Below are 22,421 nucleotides of genomic sequence, written 5' to 3' on the forward strand. Positions count from 1 at the left end.
GGGCTACTTGAGACCGGTGCCTGCGACGCCCTGCACGATGTACTTCTGGGCGAAGAGGTAGAGCGCGAACATCGGCAGGATGCTGATCACCGAGCCGGCCATCAGGACGTCCCACTGCGTGGAGTACTGGCCCTGGAGGCTGGAGAGGGCGACGGGCAGCGTCTGCATGAGCGGATCGCGCAGGATGATGAGCGGCCAGAGGAAGCTGTTCCAGGTGTTGAGGAACGCGAAGACCGCGAGGGTGGCGAGCGCCGGCCGGATCAGCGGGAGCACGATCTGGAAGAACACCCGGAAGTGGCCTGCGCCGTCGAGGGTCGCCGCCTGGTCGAGCTCGTAGGGCACGGTGCCGATCGCCTGCCGCAGCAGGAAGACGCCGAACGCGGACGCGATCGTCGGGAGGATGGCTCCCGCGTAGGTGTTGATCAGCCCGAGCGACTTCATCTCGACGAACAGCGGCACGATGAGCACCTGGAACGGGATCATCATGGTCGCCAGGTAGAGCAGGAAGATCGCTCCGCGGCCCCGGAACGGCAGCCGCGCGAACACGTAGGCGGCCATCGCACTCGTCACGAGCTGGAACGCCGTGCTGATCACGGCGATGATCAGCGAGTTCAGGATCACCTGGGCGAACGGCACCCGCTCGAACAGGGCCAGGTACGGCGCCAGCGACGGGTTGTCCGGGATGAGCTTCGGCGTGCTGGTGAGGCTGGCGCCGGGGCTGATCGAGGTGACGACCGTCCAGACGAACGGGAAGATCATCACCAGCGCGCCCACGGTGACGGCGACGTAGAGCAGCGTCTTCGCGACCGGGTTACGCATAGTTCACCCACTTCTTCTGGCCGTAGAACTGCACGAGCGTGACGATGAGGATGACGATGAAGAGGAGCCACGAGAGGGCGGAGGCCATGCCTGCCTGTCCGTAACGGAAGGTCAGGTCGTAGACCTGCTGCACGACCACCTGGCTGGAGTTGTTCGGGCCGCCTCCCGTCATCACGTACACCTGGTCGAAGACCTGGAAGCCGTTGATCAGGGAGAGCACGATCACGAAGAAGGTCGAGGGCGACAGCATCGGCAGCGTGATGCTGAACAGCCGCCGCCACCAGCCCGCGCCGTCGATCTCCGCGGCCTCGTACAGGTCGGGGTTGATGGTCTGGAGGCCGGCCAGCAGGATGACCATGACGAAGCCGAGGTCCTTCCATGCGGACGCCAGGATGATCGACGGCATCGACCATGCCGGGTCCGCCCACCAGCCGGGACCGTGGATGCCGACCAGGCCGAGGACGTAGTTGACGACGCCGACGCTGGGGTTGAGCAGCCAGCGCCAGACCAGCGCCACCACCACCCAGCTCGTGACGACCGGGAGGAAGTACACGCCGCGGAGGAAGGAGCGGCCCTTGAGCTTGGAGTTGAGCGCCAGCGCGAGCCCGAGGCCGCCGACGTAGACGAGCGGCAGGTAGCCCACGATGTAGTAGACGGTGTGCAGGAACGCCTGCTGCGTCGCCGGGTCGGTGAGCAGGTGGGCGTAGTTGTCGAAGCCGACCCACTTCATGTCACCGATGAGGTTCCACTCGTGGAGGCTGGTCCACGCCGCCGAGATCATCGGGCCGATCACGAACGCGAGCAACGGGATGAGGCTCGGCAGGAGGAACACCGCGACGATGCCCCCGTAGCCGAGGCGGCGCTTCAGCGGTCGCTTGCGCGACGGACGCGAGCCGCCTGGCTTGCGCTCCGCGACCTCGGTGGGCCGCACGGCCGACATGACCATCAGCGGCCTCCCGCCGTGGAGACGAGACGTTCGCGGACCAGCCGGCCCTGCTCGCCGGCGACACCGCTGGAGTCGAACGGGGTGGCGAGCACGAGCGCCGCGGCGCCCTGCGCCCAGCGGTCGTCCTGCCAGCTCTCGACGGCGACGGCGACACCGCGCTTTCCGGGCACGAGCGAGGCGCGCAGGGCGGGCTCGAACGTGGCTGCCCAGTGCTGCCAGGCCTCGACGCCCTCGCCGAGGAGGACGACGAGCTCGGGGTCGAGGACGTTGACGACGCCGGCGAGCGCGCGACCGAAGACGCGGCCGGCGTCGGCGTAGATCTGCGTGGCGCGCTCGTCCCCGGCGTTCGCTGCGGCGCGGAGCGTGTCGATGCCGTCGGTCTCGCCGAGCACGCCGGCCTCCCGGCCCGCGGCGACGAGTGCGCCCTGGCCGACGATGGCCTCCAGGCAGCCGCGGTTGCCGCACTGGCAGAGCGGGCCGTCGGGGACCACGGGGACGTGCCCCATGTCGCCGGCGCCGCCCGCGCGGCCGCGGAGGATCGCGCCGGCGGCGACGACACCGGCGCCGACGCCGTTGCCGATCGTCACGACGAGGAAGTCCTGGAAGTCGCGGCCCTGGCCGAAGAGCTTCTCGGCCACGGTCAGCGCGTTCACGTTGTTCTCGACCACGACCGGGAGATCGAGGGCGCGCCGCAGCGTCGCGCCGAGCGGCACCTGGTTCCAGCGGAGCTGGGTCGAGTCCACCACTCCGACGCCCTGTTCGAGAACGGTGCCGGGCAAGCCGACCCCGACGCCGAGGACGGGGGTGCCGTCGCCGGACGCGATGAAGGCGCGGAGGCGCTCGACCAGACCGGAGGCGGCGAACGGCGAGACCGCGTCGAACTCCTCCGTGGCCGAGCGGAGCACCGAGCCGTCGATGCCGACCTCCACGAAGGCGATGTGGTCGGGGGCGACCTTGACGCCGATCGAGGACGCGGTGCGGGAGACGAGCCCCAGCATGCGGGCGGGGCGGCCGCCTCCGGAGCTGGCGTGGTCGAGCTCCTCCAGCAGTCCGTCGGCGAGGAGGTCGCGCGTGAGCTGGGTGACCAGCGCCGGGGAGACGCCGAGCCTGCGGGCCAGGTCGGCCCGCGATGCCGGGCCCTGCGCGCCGAGGTGGGCGAGGATCGCCGTGCGATTCACATCGGTGCGGGAGAGGGAGGAGAGCGCCATTGCCTGCCTTTGTTCAGGAGTAAATAAACCATAGAACATAGTCATGAACAAAGCAACAGCGGAAAATGGTGCGCCCGAGCGCTGTCAGTCGGTGTTGTTGCGGTCTGCGAGGAAGCGGTCCCGCAGCTCGTCGTGCTCCCTGAGCATCGCGTCGTACTCTTCTTCCAGCTCGCCGATCCTGCGGCCCGCGTACGCGACGTTCTCGCCCGCGGCGTCCGAGACGCGCTGGAGTTCCTGCCGGAAGCCCGGGTCGTCACCCACGCCCTCGTGCGCGCCGAGACGATAGAACGCTTCTCGCACCTGGTCGATCCTGGAGCGGTAGTGGCCGATGTACTGCTCGGCCGCCTCGATTCGCATCCGTGCGGCCCTGCGCTCGTCGTCCTGGGCGTCCTCAAGCTCTGCCAGCGATCGGTAGGTCACCATGCGATGCTGTTCACCCCCTTGGCATAGTCGTTCTCGGCCTTCAGCTCGCCGATTCCGCGCTGAACTGTGTCCGCCACGGCGCCGGCGAGGACCGTGTTGCCGACCTCGGCGGAGCCGAGGGCGAGACCGATGCCGGCAGCCGCGGAGACCACGATCGCGGACTCGCTGACCTTCACGGCGGAGTTGCCGGCGTGGACGATCGGCGGCATCAGGCTGTCCAGGAGTTGGACCGCCGCACCGTGGACCTGGGCCTCGATCCAGTCCTGGACCTCCTGGACGCCGGACTGTATCTCGCGGTCGAGGCCGTCGAAGAGCTCCTGCACGAAATCTGCGGGGTCCATGTCTTTTCCTACCCGCCAAGCCCGAACGTCGCAGCCCACTGCGCGTCCTGCGCGAGGGCGTGACGCACCGACCGGGTGATGCCCTCGCTGAGCTGGCCCACCCGCACGAGGTGGCGGTCGACCCGGTCATCGACCTCCCGCACGGCGTCCCGATCGACGTTCTGGTGGACGTGCAAGCGGTTCTTCTCGATGCAGTGCTCGATGTCGAAGGCGGTGATCGTGGGCAGGACCGCGGCGGCGTTCTTCGCCGACAGCAGACCGTCCTCCATCCGGGAGACGACCCGGCCGTTGGCCTGCTTGATGGCGACCAGCGCGGTCGCGGCGCCGCCGACGCTCGCCCCGAGGCTCAGAGCGGCGATCGAGTCGACCGCCACCATCGCCCCCGACGCGTTCTTGGCGAGCGTCTTCATCGCCACCGGGTTACGCGTGATGCCCGCCAGTCCCAGGATGAGCGGATGAACCGCCTCGGACACCCCGGGAAGGAGCGAATCGACGATGTTCGCGAGGATGTCCTCCAGGCCATGGCCTTCAACGCCGGCGCCCACGATCGAACCATGATCGAATGTGAACGCCCCACCCTTACCGATGTTGTGGTACTCTAACGCTTCGCGGCCACGCTCATCGGTCACGAAATCGGCGGCGCCCGTCCGATTGCCATAGAGGTTGCCGATGAGGTCCCACTCGTTGACGTAGTTGTGCAGCCGGCTGCGACCCGCCAGCTTCTCCGCCTCCAACCGCTTCTTCGCCTCGGGGGACAGCCACTCCCACGGGTCCGGCCCGTTGAACGTCGTCGCGTCCCAGTTCTTCTCCGCCGCGATCAGCAACGCGAGGAACCCGCCCAGCGAATGCCCCACGGTCGAGATGGATGAATCAGGATGCGCCTTGCTCACCCGGTCGGCGAACTGCTTCGCGTCGGCCACCTGGCTCAACGGGCCCTGCGTGCTGCCGACGATAGTCACGACGTCCTCCAGGAGGTCGGCACGGTGATCGGGATTCGTACCCGCGTAGGACACGACGATGTGCGACATGTCCGGCACGCCGTCCACGATGGGTGCGACCGCGATTGCCTGGAAGCCGTTCGCGGGGTGGTCCTGGGTGTCGATGACCTGGTAAGCCTGCGTGTGGTCTCCGCTACCAGCGTCGAACTCTTCGCCTACGCTCAGCGGAGGGTCTTGATGTAGTCGGTCTACGTCGTACGCCTTGTTTGCGAGGTCCCTGTACTCTTCCGCAGTCGTCACTCGATCACCTCCGATGTTCCGTCGCTGTAGACCAGTGTCAACGCGAGATGCGGGGCAGGCGTCGGCGCTTCGGGCGGCCTGCCGTCACCGCCCACGAACGATGGGCCGAGGTCTGGGCTGATGATCACGTGATACTCACTGCCATCGACCGTTGCGATCGCATTTGCTCTCCACGACGCACCGGCGGCCGGCCTGCGGCCGTCCTGGGTGAACCGCACCTTCTCGACGTTCGGTTGCCACTCGTCACGGAAGTAGAGCGCGGCCGCTCGCTGCTGTTCCTTGACGGGAGGGTCTGGTGTCATGAGGCGATTCCTTATCGGTGAACAGGCCGTCAGTCCAACGATCAGCGCGACGCCGAGCACCGCGGCGCCCACCACTCGAACAACTCGCATGCCCACCTGCTCCCGCGTCAGTCGAAGACCCGATTCCGCGACTGGACGGACGCGACCGGCCGGATGGAAGACGGGTCGGTCTACTCAACACGATGCCCGCCACGGCGAGCGGGCCCGAGTCGAGCGCCGCCCGGCGTTTCGGCCCAATGATCACCCGACCGTTCACACGCGCAACCTCGGCTGGCAACAGCCGGAAAATGGTGCGCCCCCTCGGCCGGGTCATCACGGCCGAGGGGGCGGGTTTCAGAAAGACGGCGCACGGCCGCCCCGGACTCACACGGTGAACCGGATCGGCTCCCCGAGCGTGGCAACGGACGTGCCGACCTGCACCGCGTACTCGCCCGGCTCCGTGCGCCAGGCGTGGTCGTCGACCGACCAGTACTGCAGTGAGCGCGGCTCCAGCTCGACGGTCGCGACCGCGGCCTCCCCCGCCTCCGCGCGGATCAGCGCGTAGCCGGCCAGCCAGAGCACCGGGCGCTCGATGTCGGACTCGGACACCCGGGACAGGTAGACCTGCACGACCTGCTTGCCCGCGCGGCCGCCCACGTTCGTGACCGGGACGCTGACCGCGTGCCCGTCGAGGGTCGCCTCGCCGAGCTCCCACTCGGTGTAGCCGAGGCCGTGGCCGAACGGGATGGCCGGAGCCGGGCCGCCGAGCGCTGCACGGCGCAGCCACTCGCGATAGCCGACGTCGAGCTTCGCGTCGTAGAACAGCTTCCCGTCGATCGGCTCGACCTGCCAGACCGGCACGTCCTCCTCGTCCGCGGCCCAGGTGGTCGGGATGCGGCCGCCGGGCTCGCGGGCGCCTGTCAGCACGTCGGCGAGCGCGCCGCCGGTCTCCTGGCCCGGGAACCAGGTGAGCAGCACGGCCGGAGCCTCCTCCAGCCAGGGGAGGATGACGGGGCCGCCGGAGTTGACGACCACCACGGTGCGCGGGTTGACCGCGAGCACGCGGCGGACGAGCTCGTCCTGGCCCTCCGGGAGGCGCAGTCCCGCGCGGTCGAAGCCCTCCGACTCCAGGGTCTCGGTGGTGCCGACGACGACCACGGCGACGTCGGAGGCCGCGGCCAGCTCGACCGCGCGCGCCAGCTCGGCCTCGGGGTCGGCGAACGGCTCCTCGTAGCCGAAGGTGAACATGACGGCCGCCAGCCCGGCCTGCTGCTGCGGGCGGTGCTCCAGCCGCAGCGAGACGCTCTGGCCGGCCTTCAGGTCGACGGGGAACGACTGCTTCGGCGGGTTGAGGAACGCCATGAACGGGTCGGTGCCCTCCGGGAAGAACAGTCCGTCGCTCTTCAGCTCGCCGTCCACCTCGAAGCGGAACAGGCCGAGGCCCGCGAAGCCGACCGAGTACTCGCCGTCCTCCGGCGCGGTGAAGTCGGCGGTGGCCTCCACTACGGCGGTCTCGCCGAGGATCGGGTCGCCGAGCCAGACCAGCTTGCCGGAGGCGCGGTGCTCGTCGAGCAGCACGGCGCCGTCCTCCGCGAGGAACCGGACGCGCACGCCGGGCTCGCCGGTCACCGGGTCGGTCGCCACGCGAGCGTCGATCGGGAGGACCGACTCCGACGACTTCACGCCCGCCGCGTAGCGGACCCGCTCTGCGCCGTACGCCTCGACCAGCCCGTCGAAGGGGGTGACGACGTGGTCGGGGAACACCGTCGCGGAGCCGCCGCCCTGCGTGCGGGCGATCCGGGCGTGCTCGCCCACCACGGCGAGGGTCGGCGCGGCGGCCGGATCGAAGGGCAGCACGCCGTCGTTGCGCACCAGCACCATCCCGTCGGCCGCCGCCTCGCGCAGCAGGGCGTCGATGCGCTCCTGCGGCCACGGCTCGGCGAGCGGGGTCGCGGCCTCCACACCCTCGAGAGCGCCGAGGCGCCCGGCGAGGCGGAGGATGCGGCGCACCTTCTCGTCGATGGCGGCCTCGTCCACCTGGCCGGCCTGCACGGCCTGCACCAGCGCGTCGCCCCAGACGCCCTCCGGGCCGGGCATCGCGAGGTCCTGCGCGGAGCTCCCCGCGGCGACGGTGTCGCGCACGCCCATCCAGTCGGAGACCACGACGCCGTCGAAGCCCCACTCCTCTTTCAAGGGCGAGCGCAGCAGGTCGTTCTCGGTCATCGTCACGCCGTTGACCGAGTTGTAGGAGGACATCACCAGCCAGGCGCCGCCCTCCACGACCATGCGCTCGAACGGGGCGAGGTACACCTCGCGCAGGGTGCGCTCGTCCACCTGCACGTCGACCGTCATCCGGTCGGTCTCGCTGTCGTTCGCAACGTAGTGCTTGGGCGTTGCGCCGACGCCGCAGGACTGGATGCCCTTCACGAACGCGGTGCCGACGACGCCCGAGAGCCACGGGTCCTCGCTGTACGCCTCGAAGTGCCGGCCGCCGCGCGGCGAGCGCTGGATGTTGACGGTGGGGCCGAGCGCCACGCCGACGCCCTTGCGCCGGGCCTCCGCCGCGATGAGCTGGCCGAGGCGGTGCACCCGCTCGACGTCCCAGGACGCGGCGAGGGAGGTCGGCGACGGCAGGCTGGCGGAGGAGTCGCGCTCGTCCCAGAGCTGGCCGCGGACGCCGGCCGGGCCGTCGGAGACCACGATGGTCTCCAGGCCGATCTGCGGCTCGTCGTGCAGGGTCCAGAAGGACGCGCCGGTGAGGAGGCGCACCTTCTGCTCGAGCGAGAGGGAGCCGAGCAGGCCGTCGAGGAACTCGTCGGCGACGTCGGTGGCGGTGGTGAGGTCGGTCATGACGGTGGTGCTCCTAGCGGACGGATTTGATCGGGAGGACGGCGAAGGCGCCCAGCAGGGCGATCACGATCCCGATCGGGAACAGCGCGGCGTAACCGCCGAGCGAGAGGATGACGATACTCGCGATTCCGGGGGCGAGCGTCTGCGGAAGGGTCGCGGCGATGTTCAGCACGCCGAGGTCCTTGGCGAAGTCGTTCTTGGACGGCAGCACCTCGCTCATCAGCGCGGTGTCGACGGCCTGGAACGCTCCGAAGCCGAGGCCCGCGACGAACGCGAACAGCATCATCCCGACGAGCGACGGGAAGATCAGCGGGAACACCATCGAGAGGGCCAGCACCGATCCGGCGACGATGACGACGACCTTCCGCCGCCCGAGCTTGTCGGAGAGCGGACCGCCGATGAGGGTGGTGATGATCGTGCCGGCCATGCTGATCAGGCTGAGCACCGGGACGAACGCGCCGGCCTTGGTGCCGAGCCCGACGTAGTCGCGCAGGATGAAGAGCTGGTAGCCGGTGACCATGAAGTAGCCCGCGTACAGCAGCAGGCGGCCGGTGAAGCCCCAGAAGAAGTCGGGGTGCTTGACGGGGTTGACCCAGAACGTGCGGAGGAAGGCGCCGAGGCTGAACGGCGGCTTCGGCTCGCCCTTGTTGGAGCGGTCCGGGTTGAAGACGACGAAGAGCACCAGGACGATCAGCGCGAAGCCGGCGAAGACGAGGTAGCCGGTGGCCACGTTCGAGAGGAACATCGCACCCGCGATGCTGCCGCCGAGTGCTCCGATCATGAGACCGAGGCCGGACAGCGACGAGAACGTGCCCCGGGCGCCGCTCGGGACGCGGTCGGGGAGGATCGCCGACAGCGGACCCTGCGCGAAGTTGTAGCAGACCTGGATCATGACCCACGCGATGCCGACCTGGACGATCGAGTTCGACGCTCCCATGAAGATCAGCGAGAGCCCGCCGAGCAGACCGCCGGCGACCATCCACGGGGCGCGGCGGCCGAAGCGGCTGCGCGTGCGGTCCGAGACCAGGCCGGCGATGGGCTGCGCGACCATCGCGGCGAACGCGCCGATCGTGGCGATGAGGCCGAAGGCGCCGACGCTCGCGTCCTTGCCCACGATGTTCGTGATCTGCGTCGGAAGCAGCAGGCCGGGAACCGCGCCCCAGATGCCGAAGACGGCGATGTTCGCCAGCGACATCCACAGCATCAGCTTCAGGAGCTTGCCGCGCACCTTGACCTTCTGCGGCGCCTGAGCGGACACAGCGGAGGTCGGCGCGGCCGAGAACGCCGAGTCGGCGGTGGTCAGCGTGGAGCCGAACGCCACGCTGTCGGGCGCGCCGGAGAGGTTCGGCGGGAGGGTGGGCTGGACCGGGCGGGGGCCCTCGGGGAAGTCATCAGACGGCGTTGTCACGGGGAAGTGTCCTTTCAGAGCAGGCGACGTTGCGTGCTAACACGCGTAACCATACGCCAGGGTTCTCCCCCAATACAAGCCATCGGTCGGTTTTGCTGACGCGAGTAAGCAAAACCATTGCCGAGACCTAGACTGAGCACACCATGTTCACGCCCCAGGTCGTCAAAGCCCCGACCAGCGCCGACGTCGCGCTCGCGGCGGGCGTCTCGCGCGCGACCGTGTCGTTCGTCCTCAACGACAAGCCGAACTCCCGGGTCTCCGACGACACCAGGCACCGCGTCCTGGAGGCCGCCCGTCTGCTGGGCTACACGCCCAACACCGCAGCCAGGTCACTGGCGAGCGGCGAGTCCGTCGCCGGGCTGCTCGTCGCGTCCTCCGCGATCGACCACGGCGCCACCGTCGCGCGGGCGCTCGACGCACTGCTCGCCCGCACCGTCGACGACGGCATCGACGCCCTCCGGCACGCCGACACCGCGACGACCGGCGCCGAGGCCGGGCAGCTCTGGGCCAAGCTGCGGCCGGAGGCCGTGCTCGCCGAGGCCGCGCGCTGCGACGCGGAGGCCACCGAAGTGCTGCGCCTAGCGGGGGTGCGCGCGCTCGTCGTGCACGGCACCGCCGCGGTCGACTACGCGCCGTCGCTCGTCATCCCGCAGCGCCCGTTCGGCGGCCTCGCCGTCGAGCACCTCGTGGCGCTGGGCCACGAACACATCGTCTACCTCGCGCCGGCGACGCCCAGCCCCGCCGCCGCCGACCGCCTCACCGGCGCCCGTGAGACCGCCGAGCTGCTCGGCGTCCGGCTCGACGTCACGCACGCCGCCGCCTCGGCCGGCACCCTCCGCGACTGGGCGCACGGCCTCCGCTACGACACGCACGCGCCCACCGCCATCGCGGCCTCCGACGACGGACTCGCGATGGCCGCGATCCGCGCCCTCGCGGACGCGGGGCTGCGCGCGCCGGCCGACCTGTCGGTGGTCGGCGCCGACGACCACCCGGGCGCTGCGGACTTCCTGCCGCGGCTGAGCACGGTCACGTTCGATGCGGACGCACTCGCGGGGACCCTGCTGGATGCCTTCGCCCGCATGCGCGCGGGCGAGCGGGTAGAGCTGCTGGAGGCGCCGCCGATCCGGCTGGTGGGGCGGGAGTCGTCGGCCGCGCCGACGCGCTGACGACGACACCACCCCTTCACGAGCGGCACCCGGTTAAGGGGCCGCTCTCCGCCCCGAACGCCTCCACTGCCCGCTTACGCTTTAACCCGTGGGGACTCTCGCCTGGCTCACGCTCGCTCTCGGGCTGCTCGCCGCCTACCCGGTGGTGCGCTTCGCCGCGCGCGGATGGCGGTTCCGGGCGGGGTCGACCGTACGCTTCGTCGTCATCGGCCAGGTCGCCGGGCTCGCCTTCATCCTCGCGTGGTGCCTCTTCGCGCCGCGGGCCGACCTGGGCGGGATCGGCTGGTTCGCGATCGCTATCGCCGCCGTCGGGATCCCGCTCGCGCTCGGCGACGCGCTGCAGTCGGTCGGCCGGCTGCGGGTGCTCTCGATCGCGCTCACGGCCGTCACCGCGCTGACCGCGGTCGCCGCCGGGACGCTCACGATCGCCCCAACCCTCGCGACGGCGACCGTGGCGCGGAAGGCCGTGCCGGTCACCGAGCAGACGCTGACCGACGGCGCCCAGCTCACCGTCCACATCCCGCCGACCGCCTCCGGATTCTCCGCCCGCGACGCGCACCTCTTCGTGCCGCCGGGCTGGCTGCGCGACCCGTCCAGCACGCGTCCCGTCGTCGAGATGATGATGGGACAGCCGGGCAACCCGACCCTGGGCGCGACGCTCGACGCCCTCCACGGCATCGGCGACGAGCGGCTGAACGACGCCCCGTTCATCCTCGTCGTGGACCAGCTCGGGAACGTCGAGGCCAACCCGCCGTGCAGCGACACCAGTGCAGGCAAGATCGACACCTACCTGTCGAAGGACGTCCCGGCCTGGATACGCGGCAACCTCCCCGTGAGCGGCGACCGCGCGAACTGGGCGATCGCCGGATACTCGCACGGAGGCGAGTGCGCGGCCTACCTCGGCGCGACCCACCCCGGGATCTGGGGGAACGTCGTCTCCATCTCGGGGCCGGACAAGCCGGGCGAGCACCGGCCGACCTACACGCGCGACACCTACTACGGCGGCAGCCAGGCGACCTACGAGGCAGCCTGGCCGGAGAACATCCTCGCCGCCACCCACTACCCGCAGCCGACCCGGGCGATCTTCGTCGCCGGCGCGCTGGACCCGCACTTCCGCCCGCAGGTGGAGGCGACCGCGACGGCCGCAGAGAAGGCGGGGTGGAAGGTCACCTACTGGGCCGTCCCCGACTCCACCCACACCCAGGCGCTGGAGCCCGGGCTGAAGACCGCGTACAACCAGCTCATCGGCGTCTGGCTGGCGTCCGGCGCGGTGGCGCCGCAGGCCGACCGTCTGCTCTGCACTCCCGACGTGAACGCGCGGGCCTGCGGCCTGACGCAGGCGGGGGCCGTGGCCGGCACGGTGACGATCGTCGACCTCAGCGTGCTCGCCGTGTTCCTCGGGGCGCAGCTGCTGCTGTTCTTCCGCCGCGGGCGCCGGCTCCGCGCCGAGGCCGACGCCGCGTAGCGCCCACGCCCCGCACTTTCGTGCCGAATGTGGTGTTTCCCGTCGCTATTCGCGACATTCGTCACGAATCGCGGCGCGGCTACGCGGCGACGGTGTCGCGCGCGGCGGTGAACGCGGCGACGCAGCGGCGGATCTCGTCGTCGGTGTGCGCGGCCGAGAGCTGCACGCGGATGCGCGCCTTGCCGCGCGGCACCACCGGGAACGAGAACGCCGTCACGTAGACGCCGTGCTTCTGCATCTCGTCCGCGATCCGCGCGGTGAGCGCGGCGTCGCCGAACATCACGGGCACGATCGGGTGCTCGCCCGGCAGGAGGTCGAAGCCGGCCTCCGTCATCAGCTCGCGGAACAGCGCGGCGTTCGACACGAGGCGCGCGCGCAGCTCGTCGGACTGCTCCAGCAGGTCGAGCGCGGCGAGCGTGCCGGCGACGATCGACGGCGCGAGCGTGTTCGAGAACAGGTAGGGCCGGGCGCGCTGACGCAGCAGGTCGACGACCTCCTGGCGGGAGGAGACGTAGCCTCCGGACGCGCCGCCGAGCGCCTTGCCGAAGGTGCCGGTGTAGATGTCGACGCGGTCGGCGACGCCGCAGAACTCCGGCGTGCCGCGGCCGTGCTCGCCGACGAAGCCGACGGCATGCGAGTCGTCCACGAAGACCAGGGCGCCGAACTCGTCGGCCAGGTCGCAGATCTCGGCGAGCGGCGCGATGTAGCCGTCCATCGAGAACACACCGTCGGTGACGATCACCGTGTGGCGGGCGCCGGCGTCACGCGCCGCGGTGAGCTGGGCGCGGAGGTCGGCCATGTCGCGGTTCTTGTACCGGAACCGCTGCGCCTTCGACAGCCGGATGCCGTCGATGATGGAGGCGTGGTTGAGCTCGTCCGAGACGATCGCGTCCTCCGCGGAGAACAGCGTCTCGAACACACCGCCGTTGGCGTCGAAGCACGACGAGAACAGGATCGTGGCCTCGGTTCCGAGGAACGCGGACACCCGCCGCTCCAGTTCGAGGTGCTGCTCCTGCGTGCCGCAGATGAACCGCACGCTCGCCATCCCGTAGCCCCAGTCGTCGAGCGCGGACTTCGCCGCGTCGCGGAGGGCGGGATGGTCGGCGAGGCCGAGGTAGTTGTTGGCGCAGAAGTTCAGCACCTCAGCGCCGTCAGCGGTGATCAGCGCCGCCTGTGGACCGTGGATGCTGCGCTCGCGCTTGGTGAGCCCGGCCTCCTCGATCTCCGTCAGCTGCGCCGCGAGGTGGTCGCGAAACGTCCCGTACATCAGAGCTCCGTCCAGTCGAGGATGACCTTGCCGCCGCCGGCCGCCGCAGCCGCAGCGAACCCCTTCTCCCAGTCGCGGGCCGCGAAGCGGTCGGACACGATGGAGGCGATGGAGTCGTGCAGCGGCTTGGAGGTCTGCAGCATGGCGCCCATGGCGTTCCAGGTCTCGAACATCTCGCGCCCGTAGATGCCCTTCAGCGTGAGCATGTGCGTCACGACGATGCCCCAGTCGATGGCGATCTGCTGCGACGGGAGGCCGAGCATCGCGATGCGGCCGCCGTGGTTCATGTTCTCGATCATCGAGGGCAGCGCGGTGGGGGCGCCGCTCATCTCGAAGCCGACGTCGAAGCCCTCGCGCATGCCGAGCGCCCGCTGGGCCTCCCGGATGTCGTGCTTCGAGACGTCGACGGTGAAGTCCGCGCCCATGCCCTTCGCGAGCTCCAGCCGCTGCGCGCTCACGTCGGTGCCGACGATGAAGCGGGCGCCGACGTGGCGGGCGACGGCGATGGCCATCAGACCGATCGGCCCGCAGCCGGTGACGAGCACGTCCTCCCCGACGACGGGGAACGCGAGGGCGGTGTGGACGACGTTGCCGAGCGGGTCGAACAGGGCGCCGACCTCCGGCTCGATGCCGTTGTGGTGCACCCACACGTTCGTGGCCGGCAGCACCAGGAACTCGGCGAACGCGCCGTCGCGCTGCACGCCCACGCCCTGCGTGCGGATGCACATCTGGCGGCGGCCGGCGCGGCAGTTGCGGCAGGTGCCGCAGACGATGTGGCCCTCACCGGAGACCTTGTCGCCGACCTCCACGTCGTGGACGAGGGAGCCGACCTCCACGACCTCGCCGTAGAACTCGTGGCCGGGGACCAGCGGTGCGGCGACGGCGGAGGCCGCCCAGTCGTCCCACCGCAGGATGTGCAGGTCGGTGCCGCAGATGCCGGTGCGGAGCACCCGGATCTTGACGTCCTCCGGCCCGATCACGGGCTCCGGAACCTCGACCAGGGCCAGACCTGGCGCGGCTTCGCTCTTGAACAGGGCCTTCATGTTCGCCATCCTCGTGGGTCGTGCGTGTGCGTCTTCGCTGTGGCCGCCGTGCCTTGTGAGCGTGGAGGCCGCGCACCAGCCTACCCGCGGCACGGGCGCACACGGCACAGATGACGGATGCGAGACGGGTGCGGGTCAGTAAGCTCTCGGGCATGGCGGGCGAATTGGTCGGCGGCAGCGGGGGCGGCGCCGCCCTCCCCGCGGGCGGCCGCGAGTGGATGGACGCCGACAGCGCGCTCTGGCACACCGCGCGCATCCTCGACTCGGTGACCGGCGGCGTCGTGCCCGACCAGGGCATCCGCACGCTGTTCCCGCTCCACGACGGGGAGGTCGCGCTCGCACAGGGCACGTACACGCTCGACTCGATGCGCGCGCTCGGCGACGGCAGCTACCAGCGCACCGGCTCGTTCGCGTTCGGGGTGGGCGTGATCGGTCTTGCGGTGACCGCCGGCACCCTCGCCGCCAACGCCTCGCGGAACAATGCAGCCCGCGCGCAGGCCGCGGCCGACGCGCAGGTGGTCTGGCGACCCGACCACGCGGGGCTGCTGACGGTGACGAACCTCGGCTTCTTCATCGTCACCAGCGCCGGCACGTTCTGGTGGGAGTGGGCGTCCGTCGACCTCATGGAGGTGGTCGCCTTCAACACGGTCGTGCTGCAGGGCCGGTCCGATCGTGGGCCGGTCACCTGGCGGGTCTACTCGCACTGGTCGGAGCTGCTGTTCGTGCTGTGGGCGCAGGCCAGGCACCCCGGCCACCCGCAGCTCGCCGGGCGCGCCTGGCTGCCGGAGCGGTGGGAGGCCTGGGCCGGTTCGATGGGGCGTCCGCTTCCGGCCGCGCAGCGTTAGAGTGCGGACATGAAGCGCGCACTCATCGTGATCGATGTCCAGAACGAGTACGTCACCGGCAACCTGAAGATCTGCCACCCCGACCTGATGACCTCCATCCCGAACATCGAGGTCGCGATGGACGCGGCCGCCGACCACGACGTGAAGCTCGTGCTCGTGCAGCACGTCGAAGACGAAGGGTCGCCGCTGTTCGCCCGCGGATCGGAGGGCGCCGCCCTGCACTCGTCGGTCGCCGACCGGAAGCCGGACCTCCTGGTCACCAAGCAGGGCGTCTCCTCCTTCGCGGGCACCGAACTCGAAAACTGGCTGCGCTCGGAAGGCATCGACACCGTCGCGATCGCCGGCTACATGACCCAGCACTGCTGCGCCGGCACGGCACGCGACGCGGCGGCGCTCGGCTTCACCGTCGAGTTCCTGTCCGACGCCACCGGGACGCTCGACCTCGTCAACGAAGCGGGCTCGATCTCCGCGGACGCCCTCCACATCAGCGTGCTCATGACGATGGACTCGGAGTTCGCCGCCCTCGCGACCACCGAGGAGTGGACGCTGGCGGTGGAGGCCGGCGACACCCTCCCGGTCTCGAACCTCTGGGACAGCACCGGCCACGCGCGCGTGCCGGGCAAGCACGAGGAGTTGCACAAGCTGATGCGCGAGGTGCGCGCCGGGATTGACAGCGACATCGCCGCCGAGGAGGCGCGCGAGTTCCGGAACACCCTCTACGTCGGCCAGGGCGCCTCCACCTCGCTCTGACGACGACCGCCGAGGGGCACGTAAACGCCCCTAAAAGTGCGTTTTAGGGGCGTTTACGTGCCCTTCGATCGTGTATGTCTCCGCAGGTGCGCGGCCGTCCAGCTGAGAGGCGCCTGGGCGCCGTCCCCCGCCCGGTGAACGCCGCGTGAAGCGTGGGCGAGCAGTTGCGTGCGCGCATGGCGTCCCGTGCGCGCGCGGGCCACGATCGACGAGGTTGAACGCCCCCGTTCGGGGGCGACCTCTCGAAAGGATGCTGATGGCCCCCATCAGACGGACCGCGCGCCCCCGGGTCCTCGCAGCCAGCGCCGCCATCGCCGGCGGAGCGCTGCTCGTCGGCGTCACCGCGGCGCCCTCCCTCGCCGACGAAGGGCAGGGCCACGGCGCCCGCGCCGATGTGAAGCACGTCCTCCTGCTCTCGGTGGACGGCCTCCACCAGAAGGACCTCGACTGGTACGTCCGCACGCACCCCGCGTCCGCGATGGCGGCGCTGGCGGCGCACGGCACCGACTATACGAACGCCTCCACGCCGGTCCCGTCCGACTCGTTCCCCGGGATGGTCGCCCAGGCCACCGGCGGCAACCCGGGCACCACGGGCGTCTACTACGACGACACCTTCAACCACGCGCTCCTGCCCGCCGGCACGACGAACTGCGCCGGCGTGAAGCCGGGCGCCGAGGTCGCCTTCACGGAGGCCGCCGACAAGGACCAGACGAGCATCGACGCCGGCCAGGGCCTCGCCGGTCTCCCCGGCAGCATCCTGTCGATGACGGGCACCCCCGCCTCCCTGCTCGACCCCGCGCAGCTCCCGGTCGACCCGGCCACCTGCAAGCCGGTCTACCCGCACCAGTACATCAAGGTGAACACGATCTTCGAGGTCGCCAAGCAGGCCGGCCTCCACACGGCGTGGAGCGACAAGCACCCCGCCTACGAGATCCTCAACGGCCCGTCGGGCACCGGAGTCGACGACCTCTTCACCCCGGAGATCAACAGCAACGCCGCAGCGCCGTTCACCGGCGACTGGACCAAGGACAACCTGGCCACGCAGCAGTACGACGGCTACAAGGTGCAGGCCGTGCTCAACGAGATCGACGGCAAGGACCACTCGGGCACGAAGACCGCACCGGTTCCCGGGATCTTCGGCATGAACTTCCAGACGGTCTCGACCGCGCAGAAGCTGCCGACCTCCGACGGCCTCACCGGCGGCTACCTGGCCGACGGCTCGACCCCTGGACCGCTGCTGAGCAAGGCGCTCGGCTACCTCGACGCGTCGCTCGGCGCGTTCACCGCGGAGCTGAAGAAGACCGGTCACGCGGGCGACACGACGATCATCCTGTCGGCCAAGCACGGCCAATCCCCGACGAACCCGGCCGCCCTCAAGCGCGTCGACGACGGCCCGATCATCGCCGGCCTCAACGCCGCGTGGAAGGCCGCCCACCCGGCCGCGGGCGACCTGGTCGCGTTCTCGACGGACGACGACATCATGCAGCTCTGGCTGAACGACCGCACCCAGGCGGCGGCCGACTTCGCCAAGCAGTACCTGGCGACGCACACCGCGGCGGGCAACAACATCTCCGACGCGCCGGTCACGGTCCAGGCCTCCGGCCTCACCACGATCTACGCCGGAGCGGGCGTCGCGAAGTACTTCGGCACCGCCTCCACCGACGCGCGCATCCCGGACGTGCTGGGCATCGCGCAGACCGGCGTCGTCTACACGGGCGGCACCTCGAAGATCGCGGAGCACGGCGGCGCGAGCGCCGACGACCGCAACGTCCCGATCCTGGTCTCGGCCCCCGGCGCGAAGCACGCGCAGCGGATCGGCGCCCCGGTCGAGACGACGCAGATCGCGCCGACGATCCTCAGCCAGCTCGGGCTCGACCCGCGCGCCCTCCAGGCGGTGAAGATCGAGGGGACGAAGGTCCTCCCCGCTTCGCAGCGCTAGCAACACGACTGAGGGGCACGTTGTTGTCACTTTCCACGCGGAAAAGTGACAACGACGTGCCCCTCGGCGTTCGGGCGCGGGGAGGGCGCGGCTAGCGCTCGAGGGGGCGCCAGACGACGATCTGGTTGCTGCGGCGGACGCGGGTGCCGGCGCGCATCGAGACGACCTCGCCCTCCGATCCGGCGGCGAAGACGCGCCGGCCCGGGCGGTTGAGCAGCTCGTCGGCGAGCGCCGACTCCAGGTCGCGCACCCGGTCGCTCAGCGCGCTGACGTGATCCTCCAGCTCCAGGATGCGGCGGATGCCCTCCAGACTGACGCCCTCGGAGCCCAGCCGCGCGACCTCGCGGAGCTTCTCGACGTCACGCATCGAGTAGCGGCGCGACTTGCCGGCCGTGCGGCCCGGGCTCACGAGCCCGAGCCGGTCGTACTGCCGGAGCGTCTGCGGGTGCATCCCCGCCAGCTCGGCGGCGATCGAGATCACGAAGACCTGGGTGTTCTCGTCCATGGCTAGCCCCGAGCCTTGGCCAGGATGTCCTCTCGCGGGTTCTCGTCGGGAAGCTTCTCGGCGAAGGCCTCGAGAGCCTCCTTGGCGTCACTGGAGAGGTGCGACGGCACCGCGATCTGCACGACGGCGAGGAGGTCGCCCGTGCCCTTCGCGGTCTGCACGCCCCGGCCCTTCACCCGCAGCACGCGGCCGCTCGGGGTGCCGGGGGCCACGCGCAGCTTGACCGGCTCGCCGCCGAGGGTCGGCACCTCGATGGTCGCGCCGAGCGCGGCCTCCGCGAAGGTGACCGGCACGGTGACGCGGAGGTTCAGGCCGTCGCGCTCGAACACCGGATGCTTGCGCACGGTGACGGTGAGGACGATGTCGCCGGCCTCCCCGCCGTCCGGGCTGGGCTGGCCCTTGCCGCGCAGCTTGATCTTCTGGCCGTCGGCCACGCCCGCGGGGATCTTGACCTTGAACGGCTTGCCGTCCGCGGCCTGGAGGCTGATGGTCTCGCCCTTGGTGGCCGTGAGGAAATCGATGGTGGTGTGCGCGGTCACGTCGTTGCCGCGGGTCGGTCCGCCGTAGCCGCGGTAGCCGCCGCTCGTCGTGCCGAACCGGCCGTTGCCGAACAGGCCGCCGAAGACGTCGTCGAAGCCGCCCTGGCCGCCTTGCTGGAACGTGTAGCGCTGGCCGCCCTGGCCGCCGCCGAACATCCCGCCGAACACGTCGTCGAAGCCGCCCTGGCCGCCCGTGCCCGGAGCGGTGAACCGCGCACCGGAGCCCATCGCGCGGATCTGGTCGTACTCCTTGCGCTGCTCGGGGTCGGCGAGCACCGAGTGCGCCTCGCTGATCTCCTTGAACTTGGCCTCGGCGGCCGGGTCGCCCGGGTTGGAGTCCGGGTGGTACTTGCGCGCGAGCTTGCGGTACGTCTTCTTGAGGTCCGCCTCGCTGACGTCCTTGGAGACGCCTAGGACCTTGTAGAAGTCCTTGTCGAACCAGTCCTGGCTTGCCACGGCGCCTCCTCTCCTGCCTGAGCTGTCGTGGTCGGTGCCCTCGTGGGGCCCGCTGTCTGTGTCGAAGTCTGCATGTGTCGTGGCGCCAGGAGCGGCGGGACACGCATCCCGCCGCTCCTGGCGCTCGTCGTCCGGCCGGTCAGGCCGGGGTGGCGACGACCACCTTGGCCACCCGGACCACGGTGGAGCCCAGCCGGTAGCCGGTCTCCACCACGTCGGCGACGGTGTCGGCCGTCACGCCGGGTGTGGGCTGCTGGAAGATCGCCTCGTGGACCTGCGGGTCGAAGGGCTCGCCCTTCTCGCCGTACGGGGTGAGGCCGAGCCGCTCGACTGCGGTGCGCAGCTTGGCCGCGATGGTCGCGAACGCGCTGCCCTCCGTGAGGTCGCCGTGCTTGTCGGCGCGCTCCACGTCGTCGAGCACCGGGATGAGACCCTTGACGGCGTCCCCGATCGCGCGCTCGCGCTCGATCTCCCGGTTGGCCTCGGTGCGCTTGCGGTAGTTCGCGTACTCCGCGGTCACCCGCTGGAGGTCGGCGAGCCGCTCCGCCGCGAGTTGGTCGGACGTGGTCTGGCCGGAGAGGATGTCGAGGTCGTCGTCCGACAGGACGCTCGCCTCCTCCTCGTCGGCCGGACCGACGTCCACCAGCTCTTCGTGCGAGAGGTCGTGCTCGTCGCCCTGCGGCTCGCGAACCTTGCCGGTCTCGGGGTCGATCCTCCGCTTGTCGCGGATGATCGGCTCCTCGCGCTCGGGCTCCTGGGAACCCTGCCCGTCTCGGTTCTTGTCGGCCATGGTTACTTCTTCTCCTCGTCCTCGACGACCTCGGCGTCGATGACGTCCTCATCGTCGGAGGAGGAGCCCTCGCCGTCCGCGCCCGCCTCGCCCGCGTCGCCGGCCGGGGCCTCGGACGCCTGTGCGGCCGAGTAGATGGCCTGGCCGATCTTCTGCTGGCTCTCGTTCAGCTTGTCGTACGCGGTCTTCAGGGCCTCGTCGTCGTCGCCGGCGAGCGCGGTCTTCAGTGCGTCGATGTCGCCCTGGACCTCGTTCTTGACGTCCTCCGGGAGCTTGTCCTCGTTCTCCTTGATGAGCTTCTCGTTCGAGTAGACGAGCTGCTCGGCCTGGTTGCGGGTCTCGGCGGACTCGCGGCGCTTCTTGTCCTCCGCCGCGTGCTCCTCGGCCTCGCGCACCATGCGCTCGATGTCGTCCTTCGGCAGGCTGGAGCCGCCGGTGATCGTCATCGACTGCTCCTTGCCGGTGCCCTTGTCCTTGGCGGAGACGTGCACGATGCCGTTGGCGTCGATGTCGAAGGTGACCTCGATCTGCGGGATGCCGCGGGGGGCCGGGGCGATGCCGGTCAGCTCGAAGGTGCCGAGCGGCTTGTTGTCGCGGGTGAACTCGCGCTCGCCCTGGAAGACCTGGATCGCGACGGACGGCTGGTTGTCGTCGGCCGTGGTGAAGGTCTCGCTGCGCTTGGTGGGGATGGCCGTGTTGCGCTCGATGAGCTTGGTCATGATCCCGCCCTTGGTCTCGATGCCGAGGGACAGCGGGGTGACGTCGATCAGGAGGACGTCCTTGCGCTCGCCCTTGAGGACACCGGCCTGCAGGGCGGCGCCGACGGCGACGACCTCGTCCGGGTTCACGCCCTTGTTGGGCTCCTTGCCGCCGGTCTCCTGCTTCACGAGCTCGCTCACGGCGGGCATGCGGGTGGAGCCGCCGACGAGGACGACGTGCGCGATGTCGGACACTTTGATGCCGGCCTCGCGGATGACGTCCTGGAAGGGCTTCTTGGTGCGGTCGAGGAGGTCGCTGGTCATCTGCTCGAACTGGGCGCGGGTGAGCGTCTCGTCGAGGTTGGCCGGGCCGTTCTCGGTCAGCGACAGGTAGGGGAGCTGGATGCTGGTGCTCATCGAGGAGCTGAGCTCCTTCTTGGCCTGCTCGGCGGCCTCCTTGAGGCGCTGCAGCGCGATCTTGTCCTTGGAGACGTCGACGCCGGTGGAGTCCTTGAAGCGCTTGATCAGCCAGTCGACGACCCGCTGGTCCCAGTCGTCGCCGCCGAGGCGGTTGTCACCGGCGGTCGAGCGCACCTGGATGGTCGAGAAGTCGTCGTCCTTGCCCACCTCGAGGAGGGAGACGTCGAAGGTTCCGCCACCGAGGTCGAAGACGAGGATGAGCTCGTCCTCCTTGCCCTTGTCGAGGCCGTACGCGAGGGCCGCGGCGGTGGGCTCGTTGATGATGCGCAGCACGTTGAGGCCCGCGATCTCGCCGGCCTCCTTGGTGGCCTGGCGCTCGGCGTCGTTGAAGTACGCCGGAACGGTGACGACCGCGTCGGTGACGGTGTCGCCGAGGTACTGCTCGGCGTCGCGCTTGAGCTTCTGCAGGATGCGGGCCGAGATCTCCTGGGCGGTGTACTTCTTGCCGTCGATCTCCTGGGTCCAGGTGGTGCCCATGTGGCGCTTGACGGACGAGATGGTGCGGTCGACGTTGGTGACCGCCTGGCGCTTGGCGGTCTCGCCGACGAGCACCTCACCGTCCTTGGTGAACGCGACGACGGACGGGGTGGTGCGGAAGCCCTCCGCGTTGGCGATGACCGTGGGCTCGCCGCCCTCGAGCACCGAGACGACGGAGTTGGTGGTTCCGAGGTCGATTCCTACTGCTCGTGACATATGTGCTTTCTCTCCTTTGTTGCTGGCGTGGATAGCCGGTGAAGTCATGGGGTCAAGAGTTGAGCCTCGACGGCTCAAGCCTGACATCCCGGGTGGGATGCTGTCAAGCCGCGCGGATCAAAACTTGAGTACCTTTGACTCAACTTTGAGAGCGACCGGGCTATTCCGCTCAGCCGAGGAATTCCTGGTCAGAGGCTGAGTCGTCTCACCGACCATGCGCTACGAGGGCGCGCTCTCGGGGGCGAGGCCATGACGAGGGCGGCGGCGAGCG

At 70.2% G+C, this 22,421-nt stretch carries 20 protein-coding genes; 5 read left to right on the forward strand and 15 right to left on the reverse strand.

The window, feature by feature from the left end:
* Window positions 1-3 precede the first annotated feature (3 nt).
* The 9 genes from ACFRFH_RS04370 to ACFRFH_RS04410 form a co-directional block, all read right to left on the reverse strand.
* Window positions 4-819: a carbohydrate ABC transporter permease gene (locus tag ACFRFH_RS04370; RefSeq protein WP_382461784.1), complete on the reverse strand. Its 816-nt coding sequence runs from the start codon at window positions 817-819 to the stop codon at window positions 4-6.
* Entirely contained in the window at window positions 812-1,765 is a 954-nt protein-coding gene (locus ACFRFH_RS04375; protein WP_382461785.1) for a carbohydrate ABC transporter permease, read from the reverse strand. Before ACFRFH_RS04375 ends, ACFRFH_RS04370 begins: the two co-directional genes overlap by 8 nt.
* Entirely contained in the window at window positions 1,765-2,973 is a 1,209-nt protein-coding gene (locus ACFRFH_RS04380) for an ROK family protein (protein ID WP_382461786.1), read from the reverse strand. Before ACFRFH_RS04380 ends, ACFRFH_RS04375 begins: the two co-directional genes overlap by 1 nt.
* A gap of 84 nt (window positions 2,974-3,057) precedes the next feature.
* Complete coding sequence (locus tag ACFRFH_RS04385; RefSeq protein WP_382461787.1) at window positions 3,058-3,393, reverse strand: hypothetical protein; 336 nt, start codon at window positions 3,391-3,393, stop codon at window positions 3,058-3,060.
* On the reverse strand, window positions 3,390-3,737 hold the full coding sequence (locus tag ACFRFH_RS04390) for a hypothetical protein (RefSeq protein ID WP_382461788.1): 348 nt from the start codon (window positions 3,735-3,737) through the stop codon (window positions 3,390-3,392). Before ACFRFH_RS04390 ends, ACFRFH_RS04385 begins: the two co-directional genes overlap by 4 nt.
* Window positions 3,738-3,745: 8 nt before the next feature.
* Window positions 3,746-4,975: a hypothetical protein gene (locus ACFRFH_RS04395; protein WP_382461789.1), complete on the reverse strand. Its 1,230-nt coding sequence runs from the start codon at window positions 4,973-4,975 to the stop codon at window positions 3,746-3,748.
* The gene (locus tag ACFRFH_RS04400; RefSeq protein ID WP_382461790.1) at window positions 4,972-5,277 is read right to left on the reverse strand and encodes a hypothetical protein; all 306 of its coding nucleotides are present in this window, start codon (window positions 5,275-5,277) and stop codon (window positions 4,972-4,974) included. Before ACFRFH_RS04400 ends, ACFRFH_RS04395 begins: the two co-directional genes overlap by 4 nt.
* 363 nt (window positions 5,278-5,640) lie before the next feature.
* On the reverse strand, window positions 5,641-8,106 hold the full coding sequence (locus ACFRFH_RS04405) for a glycoside hydrolase family 3 protein (RefSeq protein ID WP_382461791.1): 2,466 nt from the start codon (window positions 8,104-8,106) through the stop codon (window positions 5,641-5,643).
* 13 nt (window positions 8,107-8,119) lie between these two features.
* Window positions 8,120-9,514 carry an MFS transporter gene (locus ACFRFH_RS04410; RefSeq protein WP_382461792.1) on the reverse strand — a complete coding sequence of 465 codons (1,395 nt, stop codon included), beginning with the start codon at window positions 9,512-9,514 and terminating at the stop codon, window positions 8,120-8,122.
* Window positions 9,515-9,657: 143 nt separating this feature from the next.
* Between ACFRFH_RS04410 and ACFRFH_RS04415 the strand changes: the two genes are divergently transcribed.
* Entirely contained in the window at window positions 9,658-10,680 is a 1,023-nt protein-coding gene (locus ACFRFH_RS04415) for a LacI family DNA-binding transcriptional regulator (protein WP_382461793.1), read from the forward strand.
* 88 nt (window positions 10,681-10,768) lie between these two features.
* Window positions 10,769-12,145: an alpha/beta hydrolase gene (locus tag ACFRFH_RS04420; protein ID WP_382461794.1), complete on the forward strand. Its 1,377-nt coding sequence runs from the start codon at window positions 10,769-10,771 to the stop codon at window positions 12,143-12,145.
* 79 nt (window positions 12,146-12,224) lie between these two features.
* Here ACFRFH_RS04420 and ACFRFH_RS04425 read toward each other — a convergent pair whose 3' ends face one another.
* Window positions 12,225-13,412 (reverse strand): glycine C-acetyltransferase, encoded by a 1,188-nt coding sequence (locus ACFRFH_RS04425; RefSeq protein WP_382461795.1) that lies wholly within the window; start codon window positions 13,410-13,412, stop codon window positions 12,225-12,227.
* Window positions 13,412-14,455, reverse strand: a complete 1,044-nt coding sequence (gene tdh, locus ACFRFH_RS04430) for an L-threonine 3-dehydrogenase (protein WP_382461796.1) — start codon at window positions 14,453-14,455, stop codon at window positions 13,412-13,414. Before tdh ends, ACFRFH_RS04425 begins: the two co-directional genes overlap by 1 nt.
* A 152-nt stretch (window positions 14,456-14,607) precedes the next feature.
* On the opposite strand from tdh, the gene ACFRFH_RS04435 reads away from it, so the two are divergent.
* From ACFRFH_RS04435 to ACFRFH_RS04445, 3 genes are all read left to right on the forward strand, one after another.
* On the forward strand, window positions 14,608-15,300 hold the full coding sequence (locus ACFRFH_RS04435) for a hypothetical protein (RefSeq protein WP_382461797.1): 693 nt from the start codon (window positions 14,608-14,610) through the stop codon (window positions 15,298-15,300).
* Window positions 15,301-15,309: 9 nt separating this feature from the next.
* Window positions 15,310-16,050 carry a cysteine hydrolase family protein gene (locus ACFRFH_RS04440; RefSeq protein WP_382461798.1) on the forward strand — a complete coding sequence of 247 codons (741 nt, stop codon included), beginning with the start codon at window positions 15,310-15,312 and terminating at the stop codon, window positions 16,048-16,050.
* A 256-nt stretch (window positions 16,051-16,306) separates the two neighbouring features.
* On the forward strand, window positions 16,307-17,989 hold the full coding sequence (locus tag ACFRFH_RS04445; RefSeq protein ID WP_382461799.1) for an alkaline phosphatase family protein: 1,683 nt from the start codon (window positions 16,307-16,309) through the stop codon (window positions 17,987-17,989).
* A 91-nt stretch (window positions 17,990-18,080) separates the two neighbouring features.
* Here the strand turns inward: ACFRFH_RS04445 and ACFRFH_RS04450 are convergent, their stop codons facing one another.
* The 4 genes from ACFRFH_RS04450 to dnaK form a co-directional block, all read right to left on the reverse strand.
* On the reverse strand, window positions 18,081-18,494 hold the full coding sequence (locus tag ACFRFH_RS04450; RefSeq protein WP_382461800.1) for a heat shock protein transcriptional repressor HspR: 414 nt from the start codon (window positions 18,492-18,494) through the stop codon (window positions 18,081-18,083).
* A gap of 2 nt (window positions 18,495-18,496) precedes the next feature.
* Window positions 18,497-19,489: a DnaJ C-terminal domain-containing protein gene (locus ACFRFH_RS04455; protein WP_382461801.1), complete on the reverse strand. Its 993-nt coding sequence runs from the start codon at window positions 19,487-19,489 to the stop codon at window positions 18,497-18,499.
* 139 nt (window positions 19,490-19,628) lie between these two features.
* Window positions 19,629-20,279 (reverse strand): nucleotide exchange factor GrpE, encoded by a 651-nt coding sequence (locus tag ACFRFH_RS04460; RefSeq protein ID WP_382461802.1) that lies wholly within the window; start codon window positions 20,277-20,279, stop codon window positions 19,629-19,631.
* Window positions 20,280-20,281: 2 nt separating this feature from the next.
* A complete protein-coding gene (gene dnaK, locus ACFRFH_RS04465; RefSeq protein ID WP_382461803.1) occupies window positions 20,282-22,150 on the reverse strand; it encodes a molecular chaperone DnaK in 1,869 nt (622 codons plus the stop codon).
* Window positions 22,151-22,421: the final 271 nt, after the last annotated feature.

Source organism: Leifsonia sp. NPDC056824, assembly GCF_042789575.1.
GTDB lineage: Bacteria > Actinomycetota > Actinomycetes > Actinomycetales > Microbacteriaceae > Leifsonia.

Bases quoted from the DNA above. Each gene is read 5' to 3' on its own strand.
- ACFRFH_RS04370 (WP_382461784.1), bottom strand. From the start codon at position 819: ATGCGTAACCCGGTCGCGAAGACGCTGCTCTACGTCGCCGTCACCGTG.
- ACFRFH_RS04375 (WP_382461785.1), bottom strand. From the start codon at position 1,765: ATGGTCATGTCGGCCGTGCGGCCCACCGAGGTCGCGGAGCGCAAGCCA.
- ACFRFH_RS04380 (WP_382461786.1), bottom strand. From the start codon at position 2,973: ATGGCGCTCTCCTCCCTCTCCCGCACCGATGTGAATCGCACGGCGATC.
- ACFRFH_RS04390 (WP_382461788.1), bottom strand. From the start codon at position 3,737: ATGGACCCCGCAGATTTCGTGCAGGAGCTCTTCGACGGCCTCGACCGC.
- ACFRFH_RS04400 (WP_382461790.1), bottom strand. From the start codon at position 5,277: ATGACACCAGACCCTCCCGTCAAGGAACAGCAGCGAGCGGCCGCGCTC.
- ACFRFH_RS04405 (WP_382461791.1), bottom strand. From the start codon at position 8,106: ATGACCGACCTCACCACCGCCACCGACGTCGCCGACGAGTTCCTCGAC.
- ACFRFH_RS04415 (WP_382461793.1), top strand. From the start codon at position 9,658: ATGTTCACGCCCCAGGTCGTCAAAGCCCCGACCAGCGCCGACGTCGCG.
- ACFRFH_RS04425 (WP_382461795.1), bottom strand. From the start codon at position 13,412: ATGTACGGGACGTTTCGCGACCACCTCGCGGCGCAGCTGACGGAGATC.
- tdh (WP_382461796.1), bottom strand. From the start codon at position 14,455: ATGAAGGCCCTGTTCAAGAGCGAAGCCGCGCCAGGTCTGGCCCTGGTC.
- ACFRFH_RS04435 (WP_382461797.1), top strand. From the start codon at position 14,608: ATGGCGGGCGAATTGGTCGGCGGCAGCGGGGGCGGCGCCGCCCTCCCC.
- ACFRFH_RS04440 (WP_382461798.1), top strand. From the start codon at position 15,310: ATGAAGCGCGCACTCATCGTGATCGATGTCCAGAACGAGTACGTCACC.
- ACFRFH_RS04445 (WP_382461799.1), top strand. From the start codon at position 16,307: ATGGCCCCCATCAGACGGACCGCGCGCCCCCGGGTCCTCGCAGCCAGC.
- ACFRFH_RS04450 (WP_382461800.1), bottom strand. From the start codon at position 18,494: ATGGACGAGAACACCCAGGTCTTCGTGATCTCGATCGCCGCCGAGCTG.
- ACFRFH_RS04460 (WP_382461802.1), bottom strand. From the start codon at position 20,279: ATGGCCGACAAGAACCGAGACGGGCAGGGTTCCCAGGAGCCCGAGCGC.
- dnaK (WP_382461803.1), bottom strand. From the start codon at position 22,150: ATGTCACGAGCAGTAGGAATCGACCTCGGAACCACCAACTCCGTCGTC.